Genomic DNA, 24,404 nt, shown 5'->3' on the forward strand with positions numbered 1-24,404 from the left:
GTCGGACGATCAATTACATCGAGAGACTATTATTATGTATGATACTAATTTGTGCGCCGGTTCGCAATGAATTTTCTGAATATATCAAGTTTTATCATAATTAAAGCGCTTCCATCTGGTTTTTAGTGTTATCTTCATATAGATAGGCTCTATTTTCCGGATAAAATATGCCTGGCTTTCGATGGCTGTAAACAACAGCGCACGAAAGCCAGGCAGGTATCTACGGTTTTAAAATTACTTTGATACAGTTATCTTCATGGTGATTGAAAATATGATATCCATGTCCTGCCTCTTCTAAAGACAGCTTATGGGAAATGATCTCTTTAGGGTCGAAAACACCATCCACTATCTTTTCATAAAGCTTCTGCATTAATGGTATCACCGGTGCCTGTCCCATCTTCAATGTAATGTTTCGCGAGAAAAAGGCACCAAGCGGGAACAAATTGTAGTTCGCGCCATATACCCCCGTCAACTGGACAGTACCCGTTTTCTTAACCGCTTTGGTCGCTATCTGAATCGGACCTAGTGTTCCACCTTGGAGTTTCAGCTTTTGCTCTAAAAATTCAAGAGGTGACTTTTTCCCATCCATACCGACACAATCAATAACAACCTCTGCCCCTCCTTTGGTGATTTCCTTCAAGTGTTCACCCATATCAGGATACTTGGTGAATTCAAAAATTTCCACATTATTCATTCTCTTTGCAAGAGCCATTCGATAGTCGAGATAGTCAATAGCAATGACCCGTTCTGCTCCTTTCAACCATGCGAACTTCTGTGCCATCAGGCCAACAGGTCCGCAGCCTAGAACGATTACGGTGTCGCCTTCCTTCACGCCTGCATGCTCGACACTCCAGTAGGCTGTCGGCAATACATCGGATAAAAATAACAGGGCATCATCCTCTAATTCACAGTTTTCCGGTATAAGAAAAGGCGTATAGTTTCCAAAGGGAACCTTTAAATATTCTGCCTGACCCCCCGGGTGATTACCAAATTTTTCTGTATAACCGAAATAACCACCCGAATCATAATGAGGATTTGAATTATCGCACTGACTGGTCTGATCATGCTGGCAATAATAACAATGACCGCATGATACATTAAACGGTATGACCACTCTGTCTCCTTTTTTAACTTTCGTAACCTCAGGTCCAGTTTCTTCCACAATTCCCATCGGTTCATGACCGATGATATACCCTTTCGGAAGCGGAAAATTCCCCTGGTAAAGATGCAAATCAGAGCCACAAATTGCAGTTGAAGTGATTTTTACAATAATATCGTCAGATTTTTCAATTTTAGGATCTGCCACCTGATCAACAGCGACATTTTTAGGACCCTGGTATGTTACTGCCTTCATAATTACACTCCCGTCTAGTTAATATCTTTAGTATTTTCTACCGGCTGTCATTCATCACAGGACATATCTTCCATCATCCAGTAATAATATAGACTCTCTTTACTTATATTTGGGTATGGGATAGAATTCCACTATTTACATACGGTATTAAATTAAAATAATTATAAAAAAACATTGATTTTTCATTGAGAAGTGTTATCATTATTTTAGAATTTAATTTTTAAAAAAGGTGGTTTTATAATGGGGAAAGAAAATAAAAAACTAACTACCAGCTGGGGAGCTCCAGTTGGTGACAACCAGAATTCCATCACCGCTGGGTCTCGCGGGCCGACATTAATTCAGGATGTTCACCTTTTGGAAAAACTTGCCCATTTCAATAGAGAGCGTGTTCCCGAACGTGTAGTACATGCAAAAGGCGCAGGTGCACATGGCTATTTCGAAGTGACTAATGATCTTACTAAATATACAAAAGCCGATTTTCTGTCGGAAGTAGGGAAGCGTACTCCTCTCTTTATCCGATTCTCTACAGTCGCCGGTGAAAATGGCTCTGCTGATACTGTCCGTGATCCACGTGGTTTTGCAGTCAAATTTTATACAGACGAAGGAAATTATGATCTTGTCGGGAATAATACTCCTGTTTTCTTTATTCGTGATGCTATCAAGTTTCCTGACTTTATCCATACACAAAAACGTCACCCGAAAACGCATTTGAAAAATCCGAATGCCATTTGGGATTTCTGGTCGTTATCACCGGAATCGCTTCATCAAGTTACTATCTTGATGTCAGACCGCGGAATTCCTGCTACTTATCGTCATATGCACGGCTTTGGAAGTCATACGTTCAAATGGACAAATGCCGAAGGAGACGGAGTTTGGGTCAAATATCATTTTAAAACGGAGCAAGGAGTCAAAAATCTTACAGAAGAAGTAGCCACTAAGATAGCTGGGGAAAATCCTGATTATCACACAGAAGACTTGTTCAATGCTATCGAAAAAGGGGACTACCCTGCCTGGAAGTTATATGTGCAAATCATGCCCCTTGAAGATGCAGATACTTATCGTTTTGATCCTTTTGATGTAACGAAAGTGTGGTCACAAAAGGATTATCCATTAATAGAAGTCGGCCGGATGGTGCTTGATCGAAATCCGGAAAATTATTTCGCTGAAGTCGAGCAGGCTACGTTCTCACCCGGGACCCTTGTACCAGGCATCGATGTTTCTCCGGATAAAATGCTGCAAGGACGCTTATTCGCTTATCATGATGCGCACCGTTATCGTGTTGGAGCAAATCATCAGGCCCTGCCGATCAATCGAGCACGTAATGAAGTGAACACCTATCAGCGTGACGGCCAAATGCGTTTTGACGATAATGGAGGTGATTCTGTCTATTATGAGCCAAACAGTGCCAGGGGACCGAAAGAATCACCAGAGGACAAACAAGCAGCCTATCCGGTGTCCGGTGTAGCAGAAAGTGTCGCTTATGACCACCATGACCACTATACACAGGCTGGAGACTTATATCGTCTGATGACTGTTGAAGAGCAGGAGCGGCTTATTTCCAACATCGTCCACGCAATGAGTCCTGTGGAAAGCGACGAAATCAAGCAGCGACAAATTCAGCACTTTTATAAAGCAGACCCTGAATACGGTAAGCGAGTTGCTGCAGGACTCGGATTATCTATCAAGCAAGAAGCCTGATGCGTTTTCAATTAAAAATAAATTTTCTCAATTAAAGAAAATTGGTTTGTCGCCAAAGTGTAAAAAAACTACCGTATTCACTCATGGATGCGGTAGTTTTTTCTTATACTTGGAACTTTTACATTTTCACCACGTCGAAAAACTCATTTACGCATTCTTACATATTAAAAGCTGCCACCATCTGCGGAGTATAATTTACCGCATGGGTTATGGCAGCTTTTATCATCCTTCCGGTTGTGGGTCTTGTTCATCGATTACCCAGTTTTGAGTATGATCTGTTTCCACAATTCCAATTGTTACATCGGTAATATCTTCGTCTTCTTGGACTTTTTCAATCACACGGAACTTGATATCATCTGCCTGATCGAGAGAGAGGCCTTCCTTTAACTCAATATAACCTTCGACATGGAAGTTTCCACCCTCCTGGAGAACTCTTAATTTGCGGATATCCACCACATCATCATCCTGAAGAATAAGTGAGGCGACACGTTCCTCCACCATTTTCGGTGCAGCGATTCCGATCAACCCGAGTGTATTTTCATACCCTATTTTTATTGCAATGATAAAGAGAAGAATACCGATCAGCATGGTCCCTACTCCATCCAGATAATATAAACCTGTCCAGTAGGAGGCTAAAACAGTAATTAAGGCCAAAAGGGCACCGAATGTAGCTACAATATCCTCCCAGAACACAAGTCTGGTGGGAGGTGCGGCGTAACGGACATTCTTGAATGCTGCTGGCACAATTTTAAACCCTGAGGCTTCGGCACGTGATTCTTTGACCACCTCTTTCATTGCTTTAATTAATACATAACCGTCAACAATGATGGCGGCTGCCAGTATAAGCAAATTCAGCCATAGACTAGTGGAGGCCTCTGGGTGCTGAATTATTTCCCACCCTTTTAATACTGTCTCATAAGCCATAATTGCTATCACCACTACGGCTACCAACACAAATAAATTCACTACTCGTCCAAACCCTGTGGGAAAACGCTTTGTCGGCTCCTTTTCTGCCAGGGCACTCCCAAAGAAAACGAGTCCCTGATTTGTCGCATCAGCAGTAGAGTGGATGGCCGTTGCCATCATAGCCCCACTGCCGCTGACAAAGGCAGCGATAAATTTAATAATTGCAAGACCGGTATTCCCGGCAGCAGCGACCCCTGAGGAAACATTTCCTTTCTTTAGCAATCGTATGAATCCCATGCAACCATACTCCTTCTTTTTACTCTTTTGCTTATTATGGACTGATTGAGGGAGGATAATGTATTGTACTTCACCCGCTCATCTTTTCAATAAAAAGGTGTTTATAAAAGCTTATCATGTAACTTCATTTACATATGGACCATAAACTAATATATTAATAATGGGTAGATCTCCTGTGAGATAGTACGAGTGATATCGTACACCGTTTGGGAAATCACTTTGAATGTCATCAAGATTGTTGTAAACTTCACAAGGAGACAATTTTTCAAATGGGAATGATTAAATGAATAACAAACAAAAAATATACGATAAACTGATGGAAATCGTAAGAGAAGAAAATGTCAAAGTGGATGAAATGCTTAAAAACCATTTATATACGAAGTTAGGAGGAACAGCTGACTTCTTTATTACACCTACCACATATCAGGAAGTTCAGAACGTGGTAAGGTTTTCTAATGAAGAAAACGTGCCTTTTATGCTGCTTGGTAACGGATCCAACCTGATCATCAAGGACGGTGGCATAAGGGGAATCGTGATAAACCTTAAACATTTAGACGATATCTCTACAGATGGCCATACCCTGGTCGCACAGAGTGGTGCAAGGATTATAGATGCCTCTCGTCATGCCTTGCAAAAATATTTATCTGGATTAGAATTCGCCTGTGGTATTCCAGGAACTGTCGGGGGAGCACTTTATATGAACGCTGGAGCTTACGGCGGGGAAATCAAGGATGTTCTTGATTATGCCTACGTAGTGGATAAAGAAGGCAATCTTGTTAAACGGCTGGCTTCAGAGTTGGACTTAGATTACCGTACAAGCAATATCCCTGATAATGGGGACATCGTTCTGGAAGCGACTTTCACCTTAAAACCAGGCAAATATGAAGATATCAAAGCAGTAATGGATGATTTGACGTACAAACGAGAATCCAAGCAGCCATTGGAATACCCTTCTTGCGGCAGCGTATTTAAACGTCCTCCAGGGTATTTTGCAGGAAAATTAATTCAGGACAGTGATCTCCAAGGAACGAATTTCGGAGGAGCGGAGGTCTCTACAAAACATGCTGGATTTATCGTAAACAAAGATAACGCCACCACTTCTGATTATATTTCATTGATTGAACACGTCCAAAAGACTGTAAAAGAAAAATTTGGCGTCACATTGGAAAGAGAAGTCAGAATTATTGGCGAAGATCCTGAAAAATAACCGTAAAAAACCCGTACATTCGCTAATGTGCGGGTTTTTTGTGCGACTAAACAGGACAAAAGTCCGGATATATTTCTGCAAAAGGACAGTAGTTCGACAAAACCAGGCATAAAAACCTACGTAAAACAAGAAATTTGTAGAAAATTTTGTTGTTTATAATTGTATAAATCGCGGTATAGGCTAATTAACAACTGTCTGTAAAGTTTGGGGCCTACTTTTTACAAACCAGGGAGGCGTAGTTGTGAAAATCAAGGTAAGAAGTTGGAGGATGCTGACCAAGCAGGACAAAATATTCATATTAAAAGCCGTTAGCCAAAGATCGAGGTTGAACAAAAGTGCATAAATACTTAAGAAAAAAGAGAGCCGATCGGGAATGAAGTCCATTTCCATATCGACTCTCTTTTACATTAACGCATGCATATTCCCTCCTCCTGATTACCATGCTAGTAAGGAGGTGAGCTCGCGTGTACTTTAATTTTTTTGCAGGACTTATTCTACCTTGCTTATTCGGAATATACATATATCGGAAAGCACCCGTCATTTTACTTACAGCTTATATTTTTACTGCCTTATTATCCGTTTCATTCAACCAGCTCGGGATGCAATCAGGGCTATGGAAAGTTGTTCCCAAGCCTGAAGTGATCCTCTTTGAGTCCCTCTTCCTTGACTTAGGATACTTTGCGGTCTTCGGAGCATTCTTTACTTATTTCCTTTATTTTAAAAAGTGGAAACGGGTATATGTATATGGAGCTATTCTTCTGTTAATGAATGGGTTTGAACTTATAGCACTGTATATGGAGAAGGTTTTATATTCTGCCCCCTGGAACGTATACTACACCTTCTTTACGTACTTAGCCTGTATGATAACCGTAGACAGCTATGGCTATGTACTGAAAAAACTGCGTGTTTACCCATATTAGCTATAGGATGTTAAAAGCATTGGCAACGCCCTACTCGTTTCGAGAATTCACGAATACCATTCAGCAGGGAGAATTTTTAGGAGTTCTTTTTGAGGTGGGTGCTTTGGGGGCTTACCTTTTACGAATCCTCTTACTATTAGCAATAATAATTGGATTGAACAACATTAAAAAACCACCAATATATGTATTGGTGGAGACGGTGGGAATCGAACCCACGTCCAGAGATATCGGCACTCAGGCTTCTACAAGCGTAGTCGGTATATTATAATTCGCTACCTGTTCAGCCTACCAACAGGCTTCCCAGGCGCTAGCCTGATTAGTCTCTTCGTTTCTCCTCAGGCGGTGGAGAAACGCGTAGTCCGCTTCAGTTTGAGACCCTTCGATCTGGCACACGGACAATGCCAGGAAGGATCAGCTCAAGTCAGCTTACGCTGCTAGAGCTAGGTTATCGTTAGATTCGCCAGTTATATTTAGGCAAATGACGTTTAACGAGTCGTCGCCTCGACTTGCAACCTGAGCTCGACCTATCCCTGTCGAATCCGTAACGTCCCCGTCAGGATTAATAAGAATAGGCTGGCTACTATTCATTTGTAGAATCAATGTCTTTAACGACATATTCCATTATAACACAGTTTCTCTTTTGTTCAAAGAAAATGCCTGGTTACATATCCATTATTTAGTAACGATCTTTCAATGCGCGATCAATATCACGCTTCATCTGTTTTTCTTTCAGCACCTGGCGTTTATCATATTTCTTCTTACCTTTACCAAGACCAAGCAGTACTTTCGCAACACCGTTCTTGATATAGATTTTCAATGGAACGAGGGAATACCCTTCCTGCTGGGTAGCACCGATCAAGCGATCGATTTCTTTACGATGCAGCAGAAGTTTCCTTGTCCTTGTCGGTTCATGATTATAACGATTACCTTGTTCATAAGGAGAAATATGCATGTTATGAAGGAATACTTCCCCTTTGCGAATCGTTGCGAAGCTATCTTTCAAATTGACCCGTTTAGCTCGAATCGATTTAATCTCCGTGCCTTGCAGAACCATGCCGGCTTCAAAAGTTTCTTCGATAAAATAGTCATGACTGGCTTTTCGGTTTTGTGCGATAGCGTTTCCTTTACCTTTTGGCATAATGGTTCCTCCTCTAATTGCCGTATTGATAATTGTATCAAAAAAGGACCCTTTTTCCAATAAAGTGCGTTGCAATAGACAATGGCACGAATCGTGTGAGATATTATTTTTGGAAATATTTCGAAAAGGGGCCTGCAGCTATGGATCAACGCTATACAATAAGAAGTCTGCATCTGCATGACATGGAGAAATTAAAGAAAATGGATACTGGGATCGAAAATGATTATATCATTCGCATTTTCAAACGTTTGGTATCGGCTGCAGAACATGGTGTTGTTGGTTTGTTTTCTGATGAGGACTTGGTCAGCCTTGCAGGTTATACAATTTTTGCAGATGAATTTGCTATGCTGGGCCGGCTCCGGACAGATCGCAACTATAGTGGCCAAGGCTATTCCACAAAAGTATTACAGCATATCATTGACTATTCAAACAGAAAAGCTAATATAAGCTGGATTGGAGCGAACACGCAAATACATAATACACCGGCGCGCAAAGTCATTGAAAAAGCCGGGCTCAACGCAGGGCCTACTCACTTCTATACTGTATTGAAATCACCGGAACAGGTAACGGGAACAAAAGGCCCTGTCTGGGAAAAGGTGGATACTTTCAATGAGAAATCAAGTCTGTTGGCTTCCCTCCACTTTACTGCCCTCGATGCGTTTCCTTATGAGTGTTACTATCCTCTCCCTTTTGATCAACAGCTGTTTACTAATAATTATCTAGAAGAATGTACCTTTTATGTCAATTCTGCGACAGACCGCTTTGTCATACTGCGAAATGACTTAAAAGGTGATTTATACTCCCATGTGAAATACCTTTGGGATGATCATTACGAACAGCCTGGTTTTTTTGAAACAATTCAGTACCATTTAAAAACCATCTCTCCAGAGACTGCAGGTGCATGGATCGACTTCTCACAAGATGGATTTAAGAATATTCCAGATAAGACTCCTTACGAGATTCAGAAACCGTGGATTCTTTATGGGAAGTGGTTATAAAAAGGCTGCCATATACCCGGCAGCCTCAGATTGTAATGAAAACAGTTATCTTTCTGCCAACTATATTTAGTGCGTGAGGGTGAAATCACGCGGTAAGTAAAAAGTATGGCATTCACGATCTTGACCATAACTTCAGGCCTCGCCCGCAGCAGTATCCCAATGGCAAATGTCTGGCGAGCATATTCTAGTCACGGGCGATTTGTTCTAACTGGCATTATGGGTAGCATTCCTGAACTACCTGCTTCCATTAAAAGTAACTGACAAAAAATAAAAAGCTATCGAATCTTTCTCGATAGCTTGAAGCAGCCAGTTAACTGGCTGCCTTCTTTGTTATTTCTTTTTCTTATTGCTTTTTTTTCTTTGTTTCAAACCTTTATTATTATAAAATGGTTTGTTTTTCTTTTTTCCTTTGCCATTCTTTTTCTCTTTTCCACTTTTATTCTCGGAGGTACGGTTCGCACTTCGTGTTTTAATCACTTTTGGACGGTCAGAGAAATTACGTTCTTTCCGTGGTTTCATGCCAACAATTTCAAAGTCGACCACACGCTCTTCTAAATTGACATTCGTCACCCGGACAGTGACTTCATCGCCAATGCGGAATACATTACCTGTCCGTTCCCCGATCATGGCATAATGCCGCTCGTCAAATCGGTAGTAATCATCCGTCAAATAACTGACATGGACAAGTCCTTCGACGGTGTTAGGCAGTTCCACGAACAAGCCAAAGCTGGTGACAGAGCTGATGACTCCTTCAAATTCTTCACCGATTTTATCCTGCATGAATTCCGCTTTTTTCAAATCATCCGTTTCGCGTTCTGCATCGACAGCAGCACGTTCCATTTCAGAAGAATGACGAGCAATTTCCGGCATTTGTTCTTTCCAATGCTGACGGGTTTTGTAATCAAGTTTATTTTCGACAGCGTATGTTCTTATCAGCCTGTGCACAATCAAATCAGGATAACGTCTGATCGGTGAGGTGAAATGCGTATAAAAATCTGTCGCAAGTCCAAAGTGACCAATGCTTTGCGGATCATACTTCGCCTGTTGCATAGAACGGAGCATCAGCTTCGAAATGATCATTTCCTCCTGAGTGCCTTCGATGCTCTCCAGTACTTTCTGTAACGCTTGTGGATGGATTTCATTCGATGTACCTCTAACGACATATCCAAGGTTTGCAACAAATTCGAAGAAATGCTGCAGTTTATCAGGGTCAGGGTCCTGGTGAATCCGGTGGATAAATGGAACGTCCATCCAGTGAAAATGTTCAGCAACCGTTTCATTTGCAGCCAGCATGTACTCTTCAATCAATCGCTCTGCGACAGAACGTTCCCGAAGCTTGACATCGACTGCTTTTCCTTGCTCATCGACAATGACTCCTGCTTCTTTGAAGTCAAAGTCAATCGCTCCGCGCCCCATTCGTTTTTTCCGGAGTATGGCAGCAAGCTTGGCCATTTCGGTGAACATTGGCACAAGCTCTTTATACCTCTCCATCAGTTCTGCATCCTGGTCTTCTAAAATTTTATTGACGTCTTTATAGGTCATCCGCTCATTCGTCCGGATCACACTCTGGAAAATTTCATGGCCGACTACTTCTCCGTTAGAGTCAATTTCCATTTCACAGGAAAGTGTCAATCGGTCCACCTGCGGATTCAGTGAACATATACCATTCGATAAACGATGCGGAATCATCGGGATGACCCTGTCGACAAGATAGACACTTGTTGCACGCTCCCGTGCTTCCTTATCGATTGGTGAACCTTCCGGCACATAATAAGTGACGTCGGCAATGTGGACTCCTAATTTATAATTGCCATTCTCAAGCTTTTTCACAGTAACAGCGTCATCAAGATCCTTTGCATCTGCACCGTCAATGGTGACGATCATCTCATTGCGTAAATCACGGCGGTTCTTGATTTCCTCTTCAGATATTTCATCCGGTACTTCCTTTGCCTGTTCGAGCACTTCCTCTGGAAAATCAATTTTTATGCCATGCTTATAAATGATCGAAATAATATCAATGCCTGGATCATTCTTGTGACCAAGAATTTCTTCCACTTCTCCTTCGGCGCTCATCCGATCTTCCGGGTATTTGGTTATATTAACAATGACCTTATGGCCATCTGCGGCACCATTCGTTGCCCCTTTAGGAATAAAAATATCATTGGGGATCCGTTTATCGTCGGCAATGACAAATCCGAAGTTACGGCTTGCCTGATACGTGCCAACTACTTTCGTCGTTGCTCTTTCCACAATTCTAATGACCGTTCCCTCCGGCCTTTGTCCGGTTTCATCTCTTTTTTCAACCCGAACAAGAACCTGATCGTTATTCATTGCTGAGTTCAGGTCCGAATGATGGATATAAATATCGTCCTTTCCTTCCTCATCAGGAATCAAAAATGCGAAACCCTTCGCGTGCATTTGAATACGTCCACGGATAAGGTTCATTTTTTCCGGTAGGCCGAACCGGTTTTTACGTGTCCTGACAAGCTCTCCCTGTTCTTCCAGTTCGTTCATAGTTTTTATGAGGTCAGAGAAGTCATCGGCTCCATCGAGCAGCAGCGTTTCTTCTAATTCTTGAACAGAAAGTGGCTTGGTTGCTGATTCATGGAAATAATCCAGTACTTTATTTTTCATTTCGTTACTCAAAACGCTTCATCCTCCTTCTAATGTTCCGTGACATTTCCGGCCTCTCCCCATTCAGCTCCAGTCTAATGACTCCAGGAAATCAAGTATATCCTCATGGAGTTTTTCCTTTTCTTTATCCATTGTGATGACATGTCCGGAGTTTTCATACCATTTTATATCTTTTTGATCGGATTCAACATTTTCATAAATATAGTTGGCACTTTCCGTATTGATCATCTCATCTTTAGCTGCCTGGACTACGAGCGTCGGGGTGTATATATGGTCGATATTGTCATGAACTTCATTAATGAATTTACCGAGCTGTTTAAACATATCCTGAGACTGCTCAAGCAGCTCCTCCACTTCAGTTTCGATTGTTTGTTTGTCTTTTCCTTCTAATTGTTTGTATTCCCTTGCTTTGAATTTATATCCTTGGGTCAATTGTTCTTCATTATCAAAAAACATCGGAGCACACATGGATATTACTCCTCTTAAACGCTCTGAATAAGCAAGTTTAAGTCCAAGAACGCCTCCAAGGGAAAGACCAGCCACTGCAATCTTCTCATAGCCAAGATCCTTCAGATGCTCCATGGCCTGCTGTACATCTTCCCACCATTGGTCAGGTGTTGCCTTTGTAAGCTCTTCTGGTGGCAGCCCATGCCCGCGATAGATCGGTGCATGACTTGTGTACCCATGTTTTTGCAAGAACCTTCCTAACATACGTACATCTGCAGAATGTCCTGTGAAACCATGTAATAATAATACCGCGCGTTCTCCTTCTTCAAACGTGAAGGGTTGTGGTTGTTTGATTTTCACGAGTTATCTCTCCTTGTCTTTGTAATTCCCTATTTGGGCAGTTTTCATTCTGTCTTTACACAACGTTTTCATATTAGCAGATTTATTTTTAACCATCACAGAGTCTGCCTATTATCAATAATTTCTGTTGACAAAAGAAAAACCGCACTATTATCAGCGCGGCTTCCCTGTATTCCCGTATTCAGCTTTAACTCAGAACATAAGCGGCCAGGAAGGAGAAAACGAAAAACAATACCCCCGTTACAATGGTAGCTTTGTGGAGTACAGCATCTATACCTCTCGCTTTTTGCTTCCCGAACAATTGCTCAGCCCCACCGGAAATGGCACCCGAAAGGCCTGCGCTTTTACCGGATTGAAGAAGGACCAAAACGATGAGAACGATTGTATCAATAGTCAATAAAGTAATTGCAAGTGTTTGCATGATGTGACTGACACCTCCTAAGACGCACACAAATACATAATGATAATGTAGCACAAATTCCCATTCTCATCAACATAATTTCCTCCCCCCTATGTGAGTGTTTTTGATAGAATACCAAACATGAATTAATCGTTTTTGATTGATTATGATTGTTTTTGATTGATTTATGAAAGGGCTTCCTTTATTATGGAGCATAGAGAGATATAAAAGGAGCTGATTCTATTGTTGACTCCGGAACGGCATCAATTGATATTAGATTTGCTCTACGAGAAAAAGGCAATCAATATTCAGGAACTTGTTGCAGAAACAGCGGCATCTGAATCAACTATACGGCGAGATCTCAGTCAGTTAGAAAGTGACGGGAAACTAAGGAGAGTGCATGGAGGCGCCTCAATAAAAAGCTCTGCCAGCGAAGAGCCAAGTATGATCGAGAAAACCAAAAAACATCATAGAGAAAAGCTTGCTATCGCCAAATATGCAGCTTCCCTGGTACGTGATGGGGATAGTGTATTTCTTGACGCAGGGAGCACAACATACGAAATGATTCCATTTTTAAGCGGAAAGGAAATCGTGGTGGTTACAAACGGGATTAATCATATAGACGCGTTGACGGACAACTATATCAACACGTACACCATTGGCGGTCATATCAAAGCAACCACCCGGGCTGTAATAGGTGCACACGCAGTTGAAAGCTTGAAGCAATACCGTTTTGAAAAAAGCTTTCTCGGCATCAACGGGGTCCATCCCGAAGAGGGATATACAACCCCTGATCCTGAAGAAGCAATCGTTAAACGGACAGCGTTGCAATTATCAGGCGAGTCATTCGTTCTTGCTGATGCATCTAAATTTAATGAAATAACTTTTTCAAAGGTAGCCGCCATTGAACAAGCCGGTATTATCACAAATGCCGCAGGTACCGCATTAGAACAGCTTAAAGAGTATACAGAAATAAAGGTGGTAGACACATGATCCATACATGCACACTAAACCCATCCATTGATTATGTCATGCATTTGGAAGGATTTGAGACTGGACAACTGAACCGTGCTACGAAGACTTTTTACTATCCTGGCGGGAAAGGAATCAATGTTTCCAGAATGCTAAGCCGGTTTGATACTGCTACAACAGCTTTAGGATTTGCCGGGGGTTTTACCGGGCAATTCATCAAATCTTTCCTCGAGGAGGAAGGAATTCATGAAAAGTTTATCGATACAGGTGATTACACGAGGATTAATGTCAAACTAAAAGCAGACGAAGAGTCGGAAATAAATGGGCCAGGACCACAAATCACCAGGGAACAACAAGAGCAGTTATTGCAGCAAATCAAGGAATTACATTCGGACGACAAGTTAGTCCTTGCCGGGAGTGTTCCAGCTTCTTTGAGTAATGATATCTATATAAAAATTGCAGAAATTTGCAAGGAAATGAGCGTACCCCTGATTGCAGACACTTCTGGTGCAGCCTTAGAACAGCTAATCGGTTATCCTGCATTTCTCTTGAAACCGAATCATCACGAACTCGGGCAGTTGTTTCAAACGTCTATCGAAACTAAGAAGCAAGCTGCAAGCTATGCGAAGAAACTCATTGAACGAGGAGCAAAGCACGTTATTGTATCCATGGGTGGTGAAGGAGCAGTTTTTGTGAGTGACAAATATTCTTACTATGCCACTGTGCCAAAAGGTGAAGTGAAAAATTCAGTCGGAGCTGGTGACTCGCTGGTTTCCGGTTTTCTGGCCGCATACACGAAAGGGTCTTCTTTGGAAGAGGCTTTCCGATTCGGCGTGGCGTCCGGCAGTGCTACTGCCTTCAGTGACGACCTTTGTAAACAGGATGATGTCGAAGCATTGTTGAGCGAAGTTCATATCAGCCCAATCATATAAGGAGGTAACAAACATGAAAATTACAGATTTATTGAAGAAGGATACAATCATATTGAATCTGTCCTCCCGCTCGAAACCCGGAGTCATCGATGAATTGATTAACAAGCTGGATGAGGCCGGCCGTTTAAATGACAGAGATGGATTCAAGAAGGCAATTTTAGCCCGCGAAGAACAAAGCACAACTGGAATCGGTGAAGGAATCGCTATTCCTCACGCTAAAACAAGCGCAGTCAAAGAACCTTCCATCGTATTTGGAAGAACTCAGGAAGGTTTAGACTATGAATCATTGGATGGACAACCAACACACCTTTTCTTTATGATTGCAGCTTCTGAAGGGGCTAACCAGACTCACCTGGAAACCCTGTCTCGATTATCTTCCTTTTTAATGGATAAAAACTTCCGTAATAAACTGGAATCAGCAAAGTCAGAAGATGACATAATTGAGGCAATCAACGCCAAAGAGGCAGAAGAAGAGGATGAAGAATCGGATGATGAAACTTCAGAAAGCAAAATTCTCGCGATAACTGCCTGCCCAACCGGCATCGCCCACACCTACATGGCGGCAGACAAATTGAAGGATACCGCTAAAGAAATGGGCATCAATATCAAAGTACAGACAAACGGTTCCAGTGGAGTCAAAAACCGTTTAACAGAAAAAGACATCGCTGAAGCAGACGCCATCATCATCGCTGCCGATACTAAAGTGGAAACAGCTCCATTCAAAGGTAAACCTGTCATCGAAGTACCTGTCGCAAAAGCAATACATGAACCAGAAAAGTTATTGGAACGTGCAGTAAAAAAAGATGCTCCCATACACCAGGGAAGTGGATCATCCGAACGTTCAGAAAAAGAAGGCGGCCAACGCTCAGGTATCTATAAACATTTGATGAACGGGGTATCTAATATGCTTCCGTTCGTTGTCGGCGGGGGAATATTAATTGCGATCTCCTTTCTATTCGGTATCAATGCGGCGGACCCGGAAAGTGAACAGTACAACCGTTTCGCTGAAATGCTCAGCATCATTGGAGGCGGTAAAGCGTTTTTCTTACTAGTACCTGTACTGGCTGGTTTCATAGCATCAAGTATAGCTGACCGTCCCGGCTTTGCTCCAGGTATGGTAGGCGGCTTGATTGCAATCACGACAGGTGTAGCAGAAGCTAGTGGCGGCTCAGGATTTCTTGGTGGTCTGATTGCTGGTTTTCTTGCTGGTTACTTGACCCTCGGTATCAAAAAGGTGCTCACTGGCCTGCCTGATATGCTTGATGGTTTAAAAACTGTATTGTTTTACCCTGTATTGTCCATTTTTGCCACAGGAATGATCATGCTGATGATCAACCCTCCTTTGACTCAGCTTTATACGTCTGTTCTGGGCTGGCTGGAAGGTATGGGTGGAACCAACCTCGCATTGGTAGGACTCCTTCTTGGAGGTATGATGGCACTTGATATGGGAGGTCCGATCAACAAAGCGGCATATACGTTTGGACTTGCCATGATAGATGCAGAAAACTATGAATTCATCGCAGCCATCATGGCTGGCGGAATGGTACCGCCACTTGCGATGGGAATTGCTACCTTGATTTTCAAGCATAAGTTCACTAAACAAGAGCGTGAAGCAGGAAAGACAGCCTTACCATTAGGAGCGTTTTTTATCACAGAGGGTGCGATTCCGTTCGCAGCTGCCGATCCTGCACGTGTCATCCCATCAGTTGTTATCGGCTCTGCCATTGCAGGTTCATTAACAATGGTTTTCAGCATCGAATTATTCGCCCCGCATGGCGGCATTTTCGTCTTCCCGCTCGTCGAAGGCGGATGGTATCTGTACACGCTGGCTATCTTAGTTGGTGCATTTGTCAGTGCAATTATAGTAGGATTCTTGAAAAAAGACTTAAGAAAAGCTTAAACTAGTATAGATAGAGGTATTAAACTAAGAAATACTTTTGAGGAGGAAGAAACATGCAGGAAAAGACTTTTACCATTACATCTTCGGACGGTGTCCATGCTCGTCCAGCTACCGTGCTTGTCCAAAAAGCCGGTCAATTCCAATCAGATATTAATATGCACTACAAAGGTAAAGCTGTGAACTTAAAGTCAATCATGGGCATCATGAGCCTCGGTATTCCTTCTGGGGCAGAAATTGAAATCACTGCAGAAGGAAAAGATGAAGAAGAAGCTATTCAACAGCTAGCCGATACAATGAAAAACGAAGGCCTGGGGGAATAACAACATGAGTCACATCAAGGGAATTGCAGCTTCCAGCGGTATAGCGATCGCGAAAGTGTACCGTCTGGAAGCTCCAGACCTTTCCTACGAAAAAAGAACAATCGATGTACCGGAAAATGAGGTTAAGCGTCTTCATGAAGCACTCGATATTTCCAAGTCGGAATTAGAAAAAATAAAAGAACACACAAAAAAATCTCTCGGTGATGAACATGCCGAGATTTTTTCCGCACACCTGCTTGTCCTGAGCGATCCAGAACTGATTCAGCCGATTGAGGATAAAATCAAGTCCGATAATGTTAATGCTGAGGCAGCACTAGAGGAAACAGCTAATATGTTCATTGACCTCTTCAAAAATATGGACAACGAATATATGCGCGAGCGTGCAGCTGATATTCAGGACGTTACCAAAAGGGTAATGGCACATCTGATCGGTGTCACGTTCCCTGATCCGGCACTTATCAATGAAGAAGTAGTCATTGTCGCTGATGATTTGACTCCATCTGATACAGCGCAGCTAAACAAACAGTTTGTTAAGGGCTTCACGACTGACATCGGTGGCAGAACTTCCCACTCTGCTATTATGGCACGTTCTCTTGAAATTCCTGCTGTTGTCGGCACGAAAGAAATTACCGGGAAAGCTCAAAAAGGCACAATGATTATCGTGGATGGTATCGACGGAGATGTAATCGTTGACCCATCTGAACAGGATCTGGACAAATACCGTGATAAGATGGCACGATTTGAAGAGCAGAAGCAAGAATGGGCCAAGCTGAAAGATGAAGCCACAGTTACTTCTGAAGGAACGCATGTCGAGCTTGCTGCCAATATCGGTACCCCGGAAGATGTACAAGGGGTGCTCGATAATGGAGGTGAAGGTGTCGGTCTTTACCGAACTGAATTCTTATACATGGGGAAAAATCAGCTCCCTACCGAAGAGGAGCAATTTGATGCCTATAAATCTGTGCTCGAACAAATGGGAGATAAGCCTGTAGTCGTCCGGACACTTGATATTGGCGGAGACAAGGAACTGGATTACTTAGAGCTTCCTAAAGAATTAAATCCGTTTCTTGGATTCCGAGCCATTCGCCTTTGCTTAGAACGGGATGATATTTTCCGTACGCAGCTCAGAGCCTTGCTTCGGGCCAGTGTTCATGGCAATTTAAAAATCATGTTCCCGATGATTGCAACGCTTGAGGAGTTCCGTGAAGCGAAAAATATTTTGAACGAAGAAAAGCTAAAATTGCAAGAAGAAGGTAAAGACGTTTCAGAAAATATCGAAGTAGGAATCATGGTAGAAATTCCTTCTACTGCCATGATTGCCCGCCGCTTTGCAAAAGAAGTCGACTTCTTCAGTATCGGCACCAATGATTTAATACAATATACAATGGCGGCCGATCGAATGAATGAGCGCGTCTCCTATTTGTATCAACCTTATAACCCTGCAATTTTAAACCTTATTAACAATGTCATCGAGGCTGCCCATGCTGAGGGTAAATGGGCAGGAATGTGCGGTGAAATGGCAGGTGACTCTATTGCCATTCCAATCCTTCTGGGATTAGGATTGGATGAATTCAGTATGAGCGCCACATCCATCCTTCCAGCGCGTACACAGTTAAAGGACTTATCTAAAGAAGAAATGGCTTCGGTCAAAGATACTCTGCTGTCAATGGGGACTGCAGATGAAGTCGTCGCATTTATAAAAGAAAAAACAAATCAGTAATAGTAATTTGGAATGTATTGTGCCAAACTAAATGGGAAAGAAGGGGAGCGGCCTCCCCTTCTTTTTTAAAAGGTCTTTTATTACTAATTATTTTCACAGAAAGTGGTGCCCGGGTATGACCCTCACAATTATTATGATCGTCACTGTATTAATTGTTTTAGGTATAGCTGCTGCTTTTGCGTTTGCTATAAACTCAGGATATAACTATAAGCATACCGTTGATCCTCTCCCTGAAGAAGAGGATGACAGTAGCATTAATCCCCCAAAAGATCATACGGATCGATGAAAATTCCATAATATGTTCCATACAAAAAAAGATCTTAGGCCAGCATGCATCACTGTGCCTAAGATCTTTTGATTATTCATGGAAATCAAGTCCTGAATGTACTTCCTCCACGTACCCTGCCCTGATGACGTAATCTCCGAAATGTTCATTTTCTTTACGATTTTTTGCATATTGGAATAAAATCGGACGCAAAGTTTCCAGTATTTCTTCTTCCCCTATGTTTTCCCGGTATAGTTTGTTCAAGCGATCTCCGGCAAAACCAGCTCCCAGGTACATATTGTATTTTCCTGGTCCTTTTCCGATAAATCCGATTTCTCCTAGTGCTGGACGAGAACATCCATTAGGACAGCCTGACATACGAATGATGATATCCTCGTTTTCAAGTCCAGCCTCCTGGAGAATTACTTCGATTTTATCTAACAGGCTGGGGAGGTACCTTTCAGATTCTGCCATTGCCAATCCGCAAGTCGGCAAGGCTACGCAAGACATGGAGTTCCTCCTTAAAGCGGAATTCTCCTTTCCGTCCGTAAGTCCATACTTGTTCACAAGTTCAATGATTTTTGGTTTCATTTCTCCGGTAACGTTAGCAATTATAAGGTTTTGATTGGGCGTGAGACGAAAATCTCCAGTATGCACCTTGGCAATTTCCCGCAAACCTGTCTTTAATTGCCTTTCTTCTGTGTCACTTACCCGCCCATTTTGGATGAATAATGTCAAGTGCCATTTCCCATCGCCTTTTTCCCAGCCATAACGATCGCCGTTATGCTCAAAATAATATGGACGGGAATCCTCCAATTTCCAGCCAAGCCTATTATTAAGCTCTTCTGTAATCCAATCGAGGCCTCTTGCATCAATCGTATATTTAAACCTGGCGTTCTTCCGCTCGGAACGGTTCCCATAATCACGCTGAATCGTGATGATTTTCTCTGCAACTTCTTCAATGTTTTCTTTCGGACAATATCCAATGACTCGAGAAAGCTGGGGATATGTGCTCGTATCCCCATGAGTCATTCCCATACCTCCGCCAACTGCCACATTGAATCCCTGAAGTTTCCCATCTTCCATAATGGAAATAAACCCTAAGTCTTGAGAGAAAACATCAATGTCATTGGAAGGTGGGACGGCAATACCGATTTTGAATTTCCGCGGCAGATAGTGCCGACCGTACATTGGCTCTTCTTCTCCACGGCTGTCAGCGACTTTTTCTTCATCCATCCATATTTCATGATAGGCTTTCGTTTTTGGCAGGAGATAATCACTTAAACTCTTGGATATCTCATGAACTTCTTCATGGATTTCTGACTGATAAGGCTGGGCATTGCACATGATATTCCGGTTTACGTCGCCGCATGCTGCAATCGTATCGAGCAACACGCTATTGATAGCTTGCAGGCTCTTTTTCATATTCCATTTAAGCACGCCATGCAATTGGAATGTCTGGCGTGTTGTCAGTTTAAGAGTTCCATTGGCGTAATCGTTTGCTATTTCATCCATCGTCAGCCACTGCTGCGGACTCGCCACACCACCAGGGAGTCGGACACGGACCATGAATTGATAGGCTGGTTCCAGCTTCTGGCGCTTCCGTTCGTTTCTTACATCCCTGTCATCCTGCTGATAACTGCCATGGAATTTCAGTAACTTCGTATCATCCTCGGCGATGCTCGCTGTGATTGGATCTTGAAAACTTTCAGCAATAGTTCCTCTTAAGTAATTGCTATCTTCTTTAATTCGCTCCATATCGCTGGGGGGACCGTCCGGGAGTACCACTCTTTTGTCTGTCATCCTAAAACCCCTTTCCTAAAATCAATAAACGTCACGTTGATAACGTTTCTGTTTACGCATGTCAGCAAGATAGACTTCTGCTTCTTCTTTACTCAGCCCGCCTTCTTCCTGAAGAATAGATAACAATGCGTCTTGAACATCACTAGCCATATATTTTTCGTCACCACAGACGTAAATTACTGCTCCTTCAGCAATCCACTGATAAACTTCTTTCCTCTTTTCGAGAATTTTATGCTGCACGTATACTTTCTCTTTTTGATCCCTGGAAAAGGCAACATCCATTCTTGTGAGGACGCCTTCTTTCAGCCATTGCTGCCATTCAATCTGATAGAGGAAATCAGAAGAAAAATGCTGTTCACCAAAGAACAACCACGAACTTCCTTGTGCTCCAATTTCCTCGCGTTCTTCCATAAATGCTCGAAAAGGAGCAACCCCTGTTCCGGCACCAATCATGATAATTGGGGTGTCTGTTTCGTCCGGCAGTTTGAAGTTAGGGTTCGGCTGTATATATATCGGCAGTGTATCACCTGGCTGGGAACGTTCGGCACATTGCCCGGAGCATACTCCAGTCCGTTCACGGCCGTGGGCATCATATCGGAGCGCGCCGACAGTCAGGTGAACTTCTTCCGGATTTGCCGCTGAACTGCTGGCAATGGAATATAAGCGCGCAGGAATTTTACGCAGTATTTTAGTCCATTGCACTGCCGGAATTCCTTTTAGGTCAAATTCGCGGACAAGGTCGAGAAGATCTCTTCCTTCTAAATATGACCGCAGCTCACTTCTCTCAGTAACAGCGAGGAAATCTTTTAATTTTTCATTTTCAAATTGTTCTGCTGCCTGTTCAAGCAGTGGCTTTGTCAGCTTCGTAATTTCATAATGGGAAATTAATGCTTCCCGTAATGGTTTAGCTTCTCCCTGTTTATCTACCGTAACTTGTTCTTCTGGATTCCAATTCATTTCTTCCAATAGGTGGTCCACAAGGACACTATCGTTTTCCGGATAAATTCCGACGCTGTCCCCTGGAGAAAATTCTAGATTGGAACCCTCCAGATCAAGCTCGAGGTGGCGGGTTTCCTTATTAGAACCACGACCATTCAAATTCAAATTTTCCAGGATTTCTGCTCTGAAAGGGTTCTTTTTCGAATAAACCGACTCCTGGCTAGTAGTTTCGCCGGCTGACTGTAGCATGGATGCCGCCTGGGCTCCTCCCTGGTTGTCACTCAACTTTCCGAAGACACCGTCAAACCATTCGCCGGCGGAATCTTCATAATCGACATCACAATCCACACGAGGATACAGCCGCTCGGCTCCTAACTCTTCCAGTCGTTCATCGAAATCTTTCCCGGTCTGGCAGAAAAATTCATAAGAACTATCACCCAAGGCAAGGACGGAAAAACGTACATTATCTAACTTAGGCGCCCGTTTACTATAAAGAAATTCATAGAAAGACAACGCATTATCAGGTGGGTCTCCTTCCCCGTGGGTGCTTGCAATGATCAGCAAATCTTCCACTTTTTTAATAGATTTTGGCTTAAAATCATCCATCGAAGAAAGTGTGACTTGAAAATCCTTCTCTTCTAATTTCTTTGACAGATCTTCTGCCAAAGATTGACCATTTCCCGTCTGTGAACCAAATAAAATCGTGACCTGACGGGTGGCTGGTTGAACCTGCCCATTTGCTGCTGGTGAAACCGCCCCTTTTTCCTGGAGTGGCGGCTCAGCCACAGCTGCTGTCGTATTGGATGCGGCCAGGCACCCACTTAACCATGCTTTCTGTACTTCTGACAACGTCGGAAGCAGGCGGTTAAGATGTTCAATCTGTTTCTCATCAAACGGACTATTCGTTACCTGTAACTGCAAAAGTACCCACCTCACTACAAAAATATTCTATTATGACCTCTCACACCTGTGGTATGATAAAGTTCTTTTTATTTATAAAAACGGTCGAGGGCTACTACCATAGCACCCATTTTGGCGTCTTCCGGCTGTAGGACATGATCTATCCCATGTTGTTCAAGTTCTTGGGCTGTTACCTTGCCTACAGCTACAGCAAGAACGTGGCTGTTGAAAGACGCTGACAGATGGTCTGTTTTCATTACGTTTTCAAACAAGTTCCTTACCTGGGTCTTACTTGTAAAAATAGCTGCGTCCAAGGAACGCTGGATAATTTGTTGACGAAACCTGGAAATAACCTTAGTATCCGGCTTTTGATAGGAATATGGCTTGGAAAGAACAACTGTGTGACCGTCTTTTTCTAATGTGTTTTTTATTTTAATGTCATCCTGGTTATAGGCCTGCAGGAAAATATTTAGGTTTCCTGTTGTGCCTGCTGATAAATCGGAGAGCAGCCCATCCATCGTCCCATCTTTTGAAGTCAGACTTGGCGATAAGGAAAACTCTTTACACCATTGCAGCGTCTTTTTTCCTCGAACTGCAAGCTTACTTTCAGCCAGTTTTTCAACAAATGCTGTTAATAATCCATGCTTCTCCGCTTCATTGGCTAATGTACTTGCCCCTATTCCTGTCGTAAGGATCACCCAGTCAAATGGAGCTTCCAGAAAGGTACGTACATCATTCAGACTGGTTTGTTCATTCAAATGACGTTGTCCTTGAAGCGGATACTTCAAAGGTGTACCGCCTTTTTTCTCAACCATGGTACTGATTGTGTCAGCGCTGCGATCAGCAGCAATGCCGACACGTTTTCCAGTTAAACCTGTCATGTCCTCCCCCTCTCTTGACACAGATGTTTCAGCCAATTGATTGTCTGCTGCTGTCTTTCGTAATTGAAATAATCAGAATGGAGAAGTTCTCTTAAAAGTTGTTTCTGTTTTGCTTTCGGAAACCCGGAATGCTTGATTAACTGACGGCAATCCGATAAAAAGTCCACGTATTGCTCATAGTCCTCATCAAACTGTTCTTCCAGATCTTTCTTTATTTTTGAAGCAAGCATCGGACTTGCCCCATTAGTGGAAACAGTAATAGTTAAATCTCCTCTTGTCACATTAGCGGGGAACTGAACATTCCCTCGCCTGGCATCTGCAGTATCATTGAATAATAGATTGTCGCTGGATGTCTCTGCTACCTCTGCATTAACCGAAGGATTATCCGTGGCTGCTACGACCATGAAAGCTTTCTCACTATCTGCCTGTTCATAGCACTTACTCTTCCAATCCACTTCGGATAAATTCCACATCTGGTAGAGTTCCGGGCAAATTTCCGGACTCACTATGGTAACCATAGCGCCATAGTTTCTTAATGTACGAGCCCTTTTAGCGGCCACTTTTCCACCACCGGCAATGACCACTATTTCTCCATGGACACTTATCATCAGTGGAATAGCTTTATCCTTATCTTGCAATACTCTGTTCTTCATCAAGTTATTCCTTCTTCATATTTCTGCTCCATAGCCTCCTGAACACGGTCTGCTAATGCATCTATCATGAAAGGGTGACTGCCAAGATAATTGCACAAGCTTACTGAATGGCCATTTTCCCTTAAATCGTTCACTTTCTTTTCCATCGAGTGAATCAGCACACCTGTAAACCAGAGATACGGAACGACGATGGTTTGGGAAAAATCGCTTTCTATCGAAGCCTGCAGCCCTTCATCAAAGGAAGGTGAACACGCCGCTAAATAGCAGACATTAACGGAAGCATCACTAATTTTGGTTTGAAGCTTTTCTTTGATTTGCTCCATAGACTTCGGCGTTTCTGGGTTATGGCTTCCTCTACCGACAAGCAGAAGGTTTGTTCCTGGATATATCGTTGCTTTTGTCTCTTCCACCCGATCAACCAAAACTTCTATAATTCGATCCTGAACACCCAGCGGCTTGCCATAAACAATTTGAATATCGGGGTAACGAATTTGAGCCTGAGCGATTGCTTCCGGGATATCTTGATAATAATGCCCAGCGCTTAACAAAAGGACAGGTACGACAGTTATTTCACTGGCCCCTTGCTGCACCAATCGCGCGAAGCCCTCATTCATATCTGGATCTGCAATTTCTAAAAAACAAATTTCCTGCAAAGGGACATCTATTCTCTTCTTAACGGTCTCTATACAGGAAACAGCTTCATTTCTTGCCTCTTGAAGTCTACTTCCGTGACAGACATATAAAATACCTAGCATGGAAT

21 protein-coding genes and 1 other RNA gene are annotated in these 24,404 nt (G+C 42.7%); 10 read left to right on the forward strand and 12 right to left on the reverse strand.

Features of this window, described 5'->3' with window-relative positions:
• Positions 1 to 220 precede the first annotated feature (220 nt).
• Entirely contained in the window at positions 221 to 1,354 is a 1,134-nt protein-coding gene (locus JOC33_RS00980) for a zinc-dependent alcohol dehydrogenase (protein WP_205090122.1), read from the reverse strand.
• 240 nt (positions 1,355 to 1,594) lie between these two features.
• Here JOC33_RS00980 and katA point away from each other — a divergent pair, with 240 nt between their 5' ends.
• Positions 1,595 to 3,052, forward strand: coding sequence for a catalase (gene katA, locus JOC33_RS00985; protein ID WP_205090124.1), 1,458 nt, complete (start codon positions 1,595 to 1,597; stop codon positions 3,050 to 3,052).
• A gap of 222 nt (positions 3,053 to 3,274) precedes the next feature.
• On the opposite strand, the gene JOC33_RS00990 is transcribed toward katA, so the two are convergent.
• A complete protein-coding gene (locus JOC33_RS00990) occupies positions 3,275 to 4,255 on the reverse strand; it encodes a cation diffusion facilitator family transporter (protein ID WP_205090126.1) in 981 nt (326 codons plus the stop codon).
• A 283-nt stretch (positions 4,256 to 4,538) separates the two neighbouring features.
• Between JOC33_RS00990 and murB the strand changes: the two genes are divergently transcribed.
• Together murB and JOC33_RS01000 are read left to right on the forward strand one after the other, a co-directional pair.
• Positions 4,539 to 5,462 carry a UDP-N-acetylmuramate dehydrogenase gene (murB, locus tag JOC33_RS00995; RefSeq protein WP_205090128.1) on the forward strand — a complete coding sequence of 308 codons (924 nt, stop codon included), beginning with the start codon at positions 4,539 to 4,541 and terminating at the stop codon, positions 5,460 to 5,462.
• Between the two features lie 464 nt (positions 5,463 to 5,926).
• Entirely contained in the window at positions 5,927 to 6,382 is a 456-nt protein-coding gene (locus JOC33_RS01000; RefSeq protein ID WP_205090131.1) for a hypothetical protein, read from the forward strand.
• A 188-nt stretch (positions 6,383 to 6,570) separates the two neighbouring features.
• Here the strand turns inward: JOC33_RS01000 and ssrA are convergent.
• Together ssrA and smpB are read right to left on the reverse strand one after the other, a co-directional pair.
• Positions 6,571 to 6,934: a transfer-messenger RNA gene (ssrA, locus tag JOC33_RS01005) on the reverse strand.
• Positions 6,935 to 7,058: 124 nt separating this feature from the next.
• Positions 7,059 to 7,520: an SsrA-binding protein SmpB gene (gene smpB / locus JOC33_RS01010; RefSeq protein ID WP_205090133.1), complete on the reverse strand. Its 462-nt coding sequence runs from the start codon at positions 7,518 to 7,520 to the stop codon at positions 7,059 to 7,061.
• Positions 7,521 to 7,660: 140 nt separating this feature from the next.
• Here smpB and JOC33_RS01015 point away from each other — a divergent pair, with 140 nt between their 5' ends.
• Positions 7,661 to 8,518 (forward strand): GNAT family N-acetyltransferase, encoded by an 858-nt coding sequence (locus JOC33_RS01015; protein WP_205090134.1) that lies wholly within the window; start codon positions 7,661 to 7,663, stop codon positions 8,516 to 8,518.
• 330 nt (positions 8,519 to 8,848) lie between these two features.
• Here JOC33_RS01015 and rnr read toward each other — a convergent pair whose 3' ends face one another.
• The 3 genes from rnr to secG form a co-directional block, all read right to left on the reverse strand.
• Positions 8,849 to 11,152 (reverse strand): ribonuclease R, encoded by a 2,304-nt coding sequence (rnr, locus tag JOC33_RS01020; protein WP_205091497.1) that lies wholly within the window; start codon positions 11,150 to 11,152, stop codon positions 8,849 to 8,851.
• 63 nt (positions 11,153 to 11,215) lie between these two features.
• A complete protein-coding gene (locus tag JOC33_RS01025; RefSeq protein ID WP_205090135.1) occupies positions 11,216 to 11,959 on the reverse strand; it encodes an alpha/beta fold hydrolase in 744 nt (247 codons plus the stop codon).
• A 187-nt stretch (positions 11,960 to 12,146) separates the two neighbouring features.
• Complete coding sequence (gene secG, locus JOC33_RS01030) at positions 12,147 to 12,380, reverse strand: preprotein translocase subunit SecG (RefSeq protein WP_205090136.1); 234 nt, start codon at positions 12,378 to 12,380, stop codon at positions 12,147 to 12,149.
• Positions 12,381 to 12,602: 222 nt separating this feature from the next.
• Between secG and JOC33_RS01035 the strand changes: the two genes are divergently transcribed.
• The 6 genes from JOC33_RS01035 (at position 12,603) to ytzI (ending at position 18,489) form a co-directional block, all read left to right on the forward strand.
• Positions 12,603 to 13,352 (forward strand): DeoR/GlpR family DNA-binding transcription regulator, encoded by a 750-nt coding sequence (locus JOC33_RS01035; protein WP_205090137.1) that lies wholly within the window; start codon positions 12,603 to 12,605, stop codon positions 13,350 to 13,352.
• Complete coding sequence (pfkB, locus tag JOC33_RS01040) at positions 13,349 to 14,263, forward strand: 1-phosphofructokinase (RefSeq protein ID WP_205090138.1); 915 nt, start codon at positions 13,349 to 13,351, stop codon at positions 14,261 to 14,263. Before JOC33_RS01035 ends, pfkB begins: the two co-directional genes overlap by 4 nt.
• Positions 14,264 to 14,276: 13 nt before the next feature.
• On the forward strand, positions 14,277 to 16,163 hold the full coding sequence (locus tag JOC33_RS01045; RefSeq protein ID WP_205090143.1) for a PTS fructose transporter subunit IIABC: 1,887 nt from the start codon (positions 14,277 to 14,279) through the stop codon (positions 16,161 to 16,163).
• 53 nt (positions 16,164 to 16,216) lie between these two features.
• A complete protein-coding gene (locus JOC33_RS01050) occupies positions 16,217 to 16,483 on the forward strand; it encodes a phosphocarrier protein HPr (protein WP_205090144.1) in 267 nt (88 codons plus the stop codon).
• 4 nt (positions 16,484 to 16,487) lie between these two features.
• Entirely contained in the window at positions 16,488 to 18,203 is a 1,716-nt protein-coding gene (ptsP, locus tag JOC33_RS01055; protein ID WP_205090145.1) for a phosphoenolpyruvate--protein phosphotransferase, read from the forward strand.
• Between the two features lie 133 nt (positions 18,204 to 18,336).
• The gene (gene ytzI / locus JOC33_RS01060) at positions 18,337 to 18,489 is read left to right on the forward strand and encodes a YtzI protein (RefSeq protein ID WP_239533987.1); all 153 of its coding nucleotides are present in this window, start codon (positions 18,337 to 18,339) and stop codon (positions 18,487 to 18,489) included.
• 72 nt (positions 18,490 to 18,561) lie between these two features.
• Here the strand turns inward: ytzI and cysI are convergent, their stop codons facing one another.
• From cysI to JOC33_RS01085, 5 genes are all read right to left on the reverse strand, one after another.
• Complete coding sequence (cysI, locus tag JOC33_RS01065) at positions 18,562 to 20,271, reverse strand: assimilatory sulfite reductase (NADPH) hemoprotein subunit (RefSeq protein ID WP_205090148.1); 1,710 nt, start codon at positions 20,269 to 20,271, stop codon at positions 18,562 to 18,564.
• Positions 20,272 to 20,292: 21 nt separating this feature from the next.
• Entirely contained in the window at positions 20,293 to 22,131 is a 1,839-nt protein-coding gene (locus tag JOC33_RS01070) for an assimilatory sulfite reductase (NADPH) flavoprotein subunit (RefSeq protein ID WP_205090153.1), read from the reverse strand.
• Between the two features lie 68 nt (positions 22,132 to 22,199).
• The gene (locus JOC33_RS01075; RefSeq protein ID WP_205090155.1) at positions 22,200 to 22,991 is read right to left on the reverse strand and encodes a uroporphyrinogen-III synthase; all 792 of its coding nucleotides are present in this window, start codon (positions 22,989 to 22,991) and stop codon (positions 22,200 to 22,202) included.
• Positions 22,988 to 23,644, reverse strand: coding sequence for an NAD(P)-binding protein (locus JOC33_RS01080; RefSeq protein ID WP_205090156.1), 657 nt, complete (start codon positions 23,642 to 23,644; stop codon positions 22,988 to 22,990). Before JOC33_RS01080 ends, JOC33_RS01075 begins: the two co-directional genes overlap by 4 nt.
• Positions 23,644 to 24,399 (reverse strand): sirohydrochlorin chelatase, encoded by a 756-nt coding sequence (locus tag JOC33_RS01085; protein ID WP_205090157.1) that lies wholly within the window; start codon positions 24,397 to 24,399, stop codon positions 23,644 to 23,646. The genes JOC33_RS01080 and JOC33_RS01085 overlap by 1 nt, the downstream gene beginning before the upstream one ends.
• Between the last annotated feature and the right edge of the window lie 5 nt (positions 24,400 to 24,404).

This window comes from Thalassobacillus pellis, from assembly GCF_016908295.1.
Taxonomy (GTDB): domain Bacteria; phylum Bacillota; class Bacilli; order Bacillales; family Halobacillaceae; genus Thalassobacillus; species Thalassobacillus pellis.

Excerpts from the sequence above, each read along its gene's own strand:
- JOC33_RS00980 (WP_205090122.1), bottom strand. The coding sequence starts at position 1,354 with ATGAAGGCAGTAACATACCAGGGTCCTAAAAATGTCGCTGTTGATCAG.
- katA (WP_205090124.1), top strand. The coding sequence starts at position 1,595 with ATGGGGAAAGAAAATAAAAAACTAACTACCAGCTGGGGAGCTCCAGTT.
- JOC33_RS00990 (WP_205090126.1), bottom strand. The coding sequence starts at position 4,255 with ATGGGATTCATACGATTGCTAAAGAAAGGAAATGTTTCCTCAGGGGTC.
- murB (WP_205090128.1), top strand. The coding sequence starts at position 4,539 with ATGAATAACAAACAAAAAATATACGATAAACTGATGGAAATCGTAAGA.
- smpB (WP_205090133.1), bottom strand. The coding sequence starts at position 7,520 with ATGCCAAAAGGTAAAGGAAACGCTATCGCACAAAACCGAAAAGCCAGT.
- JOC33_RS01015 (WP_205090134.1), top strand. The coding sequence starts at position 7,661 with ATGGATCAACGCTATACAATAAGAAGTCTGCATCTGCATGACATGGAG.
- rnr (WP_205091497.1), bottom strand. The coding sequence starts at position 11,152 with ATGAAAAATAAAGTACTGGATTATTTCCATGAATCAGCAACCAAGCCA.
- secG (WP_205090136.1), bottom strand. The coding sequence starts at position 12,380 with ATGCAAACACTTGCAATTACTTTATTGACTATTGATACAATCGTTCTC.
- pfkB (WP_205090138.1), top strand. The coding sequence starts at position 13,349 with ATGATCCATACATGCACACTAAACCCATCCATTGATTATGTCATGCAT.
- JOC33_RS01045 (WP_205090143.1), top strand. The coding sequence starts at position 14,277 with ATGAAAATTACAGATTTATTGAAGAAGGATACAATCATATTGAATCTG.
- JOC33_RS01050 (WP_205090144.1), top strand. The coding sequence starts at position 16,217 with ATGCAGGAAAAGACTTTTACCATTACATCTTCGGACGGTGTCCATGCT.
- ptsP (WP_205090145.1), top strand. The coding sequence starts at position 16,488 with ATGAGTCACATCAAGGGAATTGCAGCTTCCAGCGGTATAGCGATCGCG.
- ytzI (WP_239533987.1), top strand. The coding sequence starts at position 18,337 with ATGATCGTCACTGTATTAATTGTTTTAGGTATAGCTGCTGCTTTTGCG.
- cysI (WP_205090148.1), bottom strand. The coding sequence starts at position 20,271 with ATGACAGACAAAAGAGTGGTACTCCCGGACGGTCCCCCCAGCGATATG.
- JOC33_RS01075 (WP_205090155.1), bottom strand. The coding sequence starts at position 22,991 with ATGACAGGTTTAACTGGAAAACGTGTCGGCATTGCTGCTGATCGCAGC.
- JOC33_RS01080 (WP_205090156.1), bottom strand. The coding sequence starts at position 23,644 with ATGAAGAACAGAGTATTGCAAGATAAGGATAAAGCTATTCCACTGATG.
- JOC33_RS01085 (WP_205090157.1), bottom strand. The coding sequence starts at position 24,399 with ATGCTAGGTATTTTATATGTCTGTCACGGAAGTAGACTTCAAGAGGCA.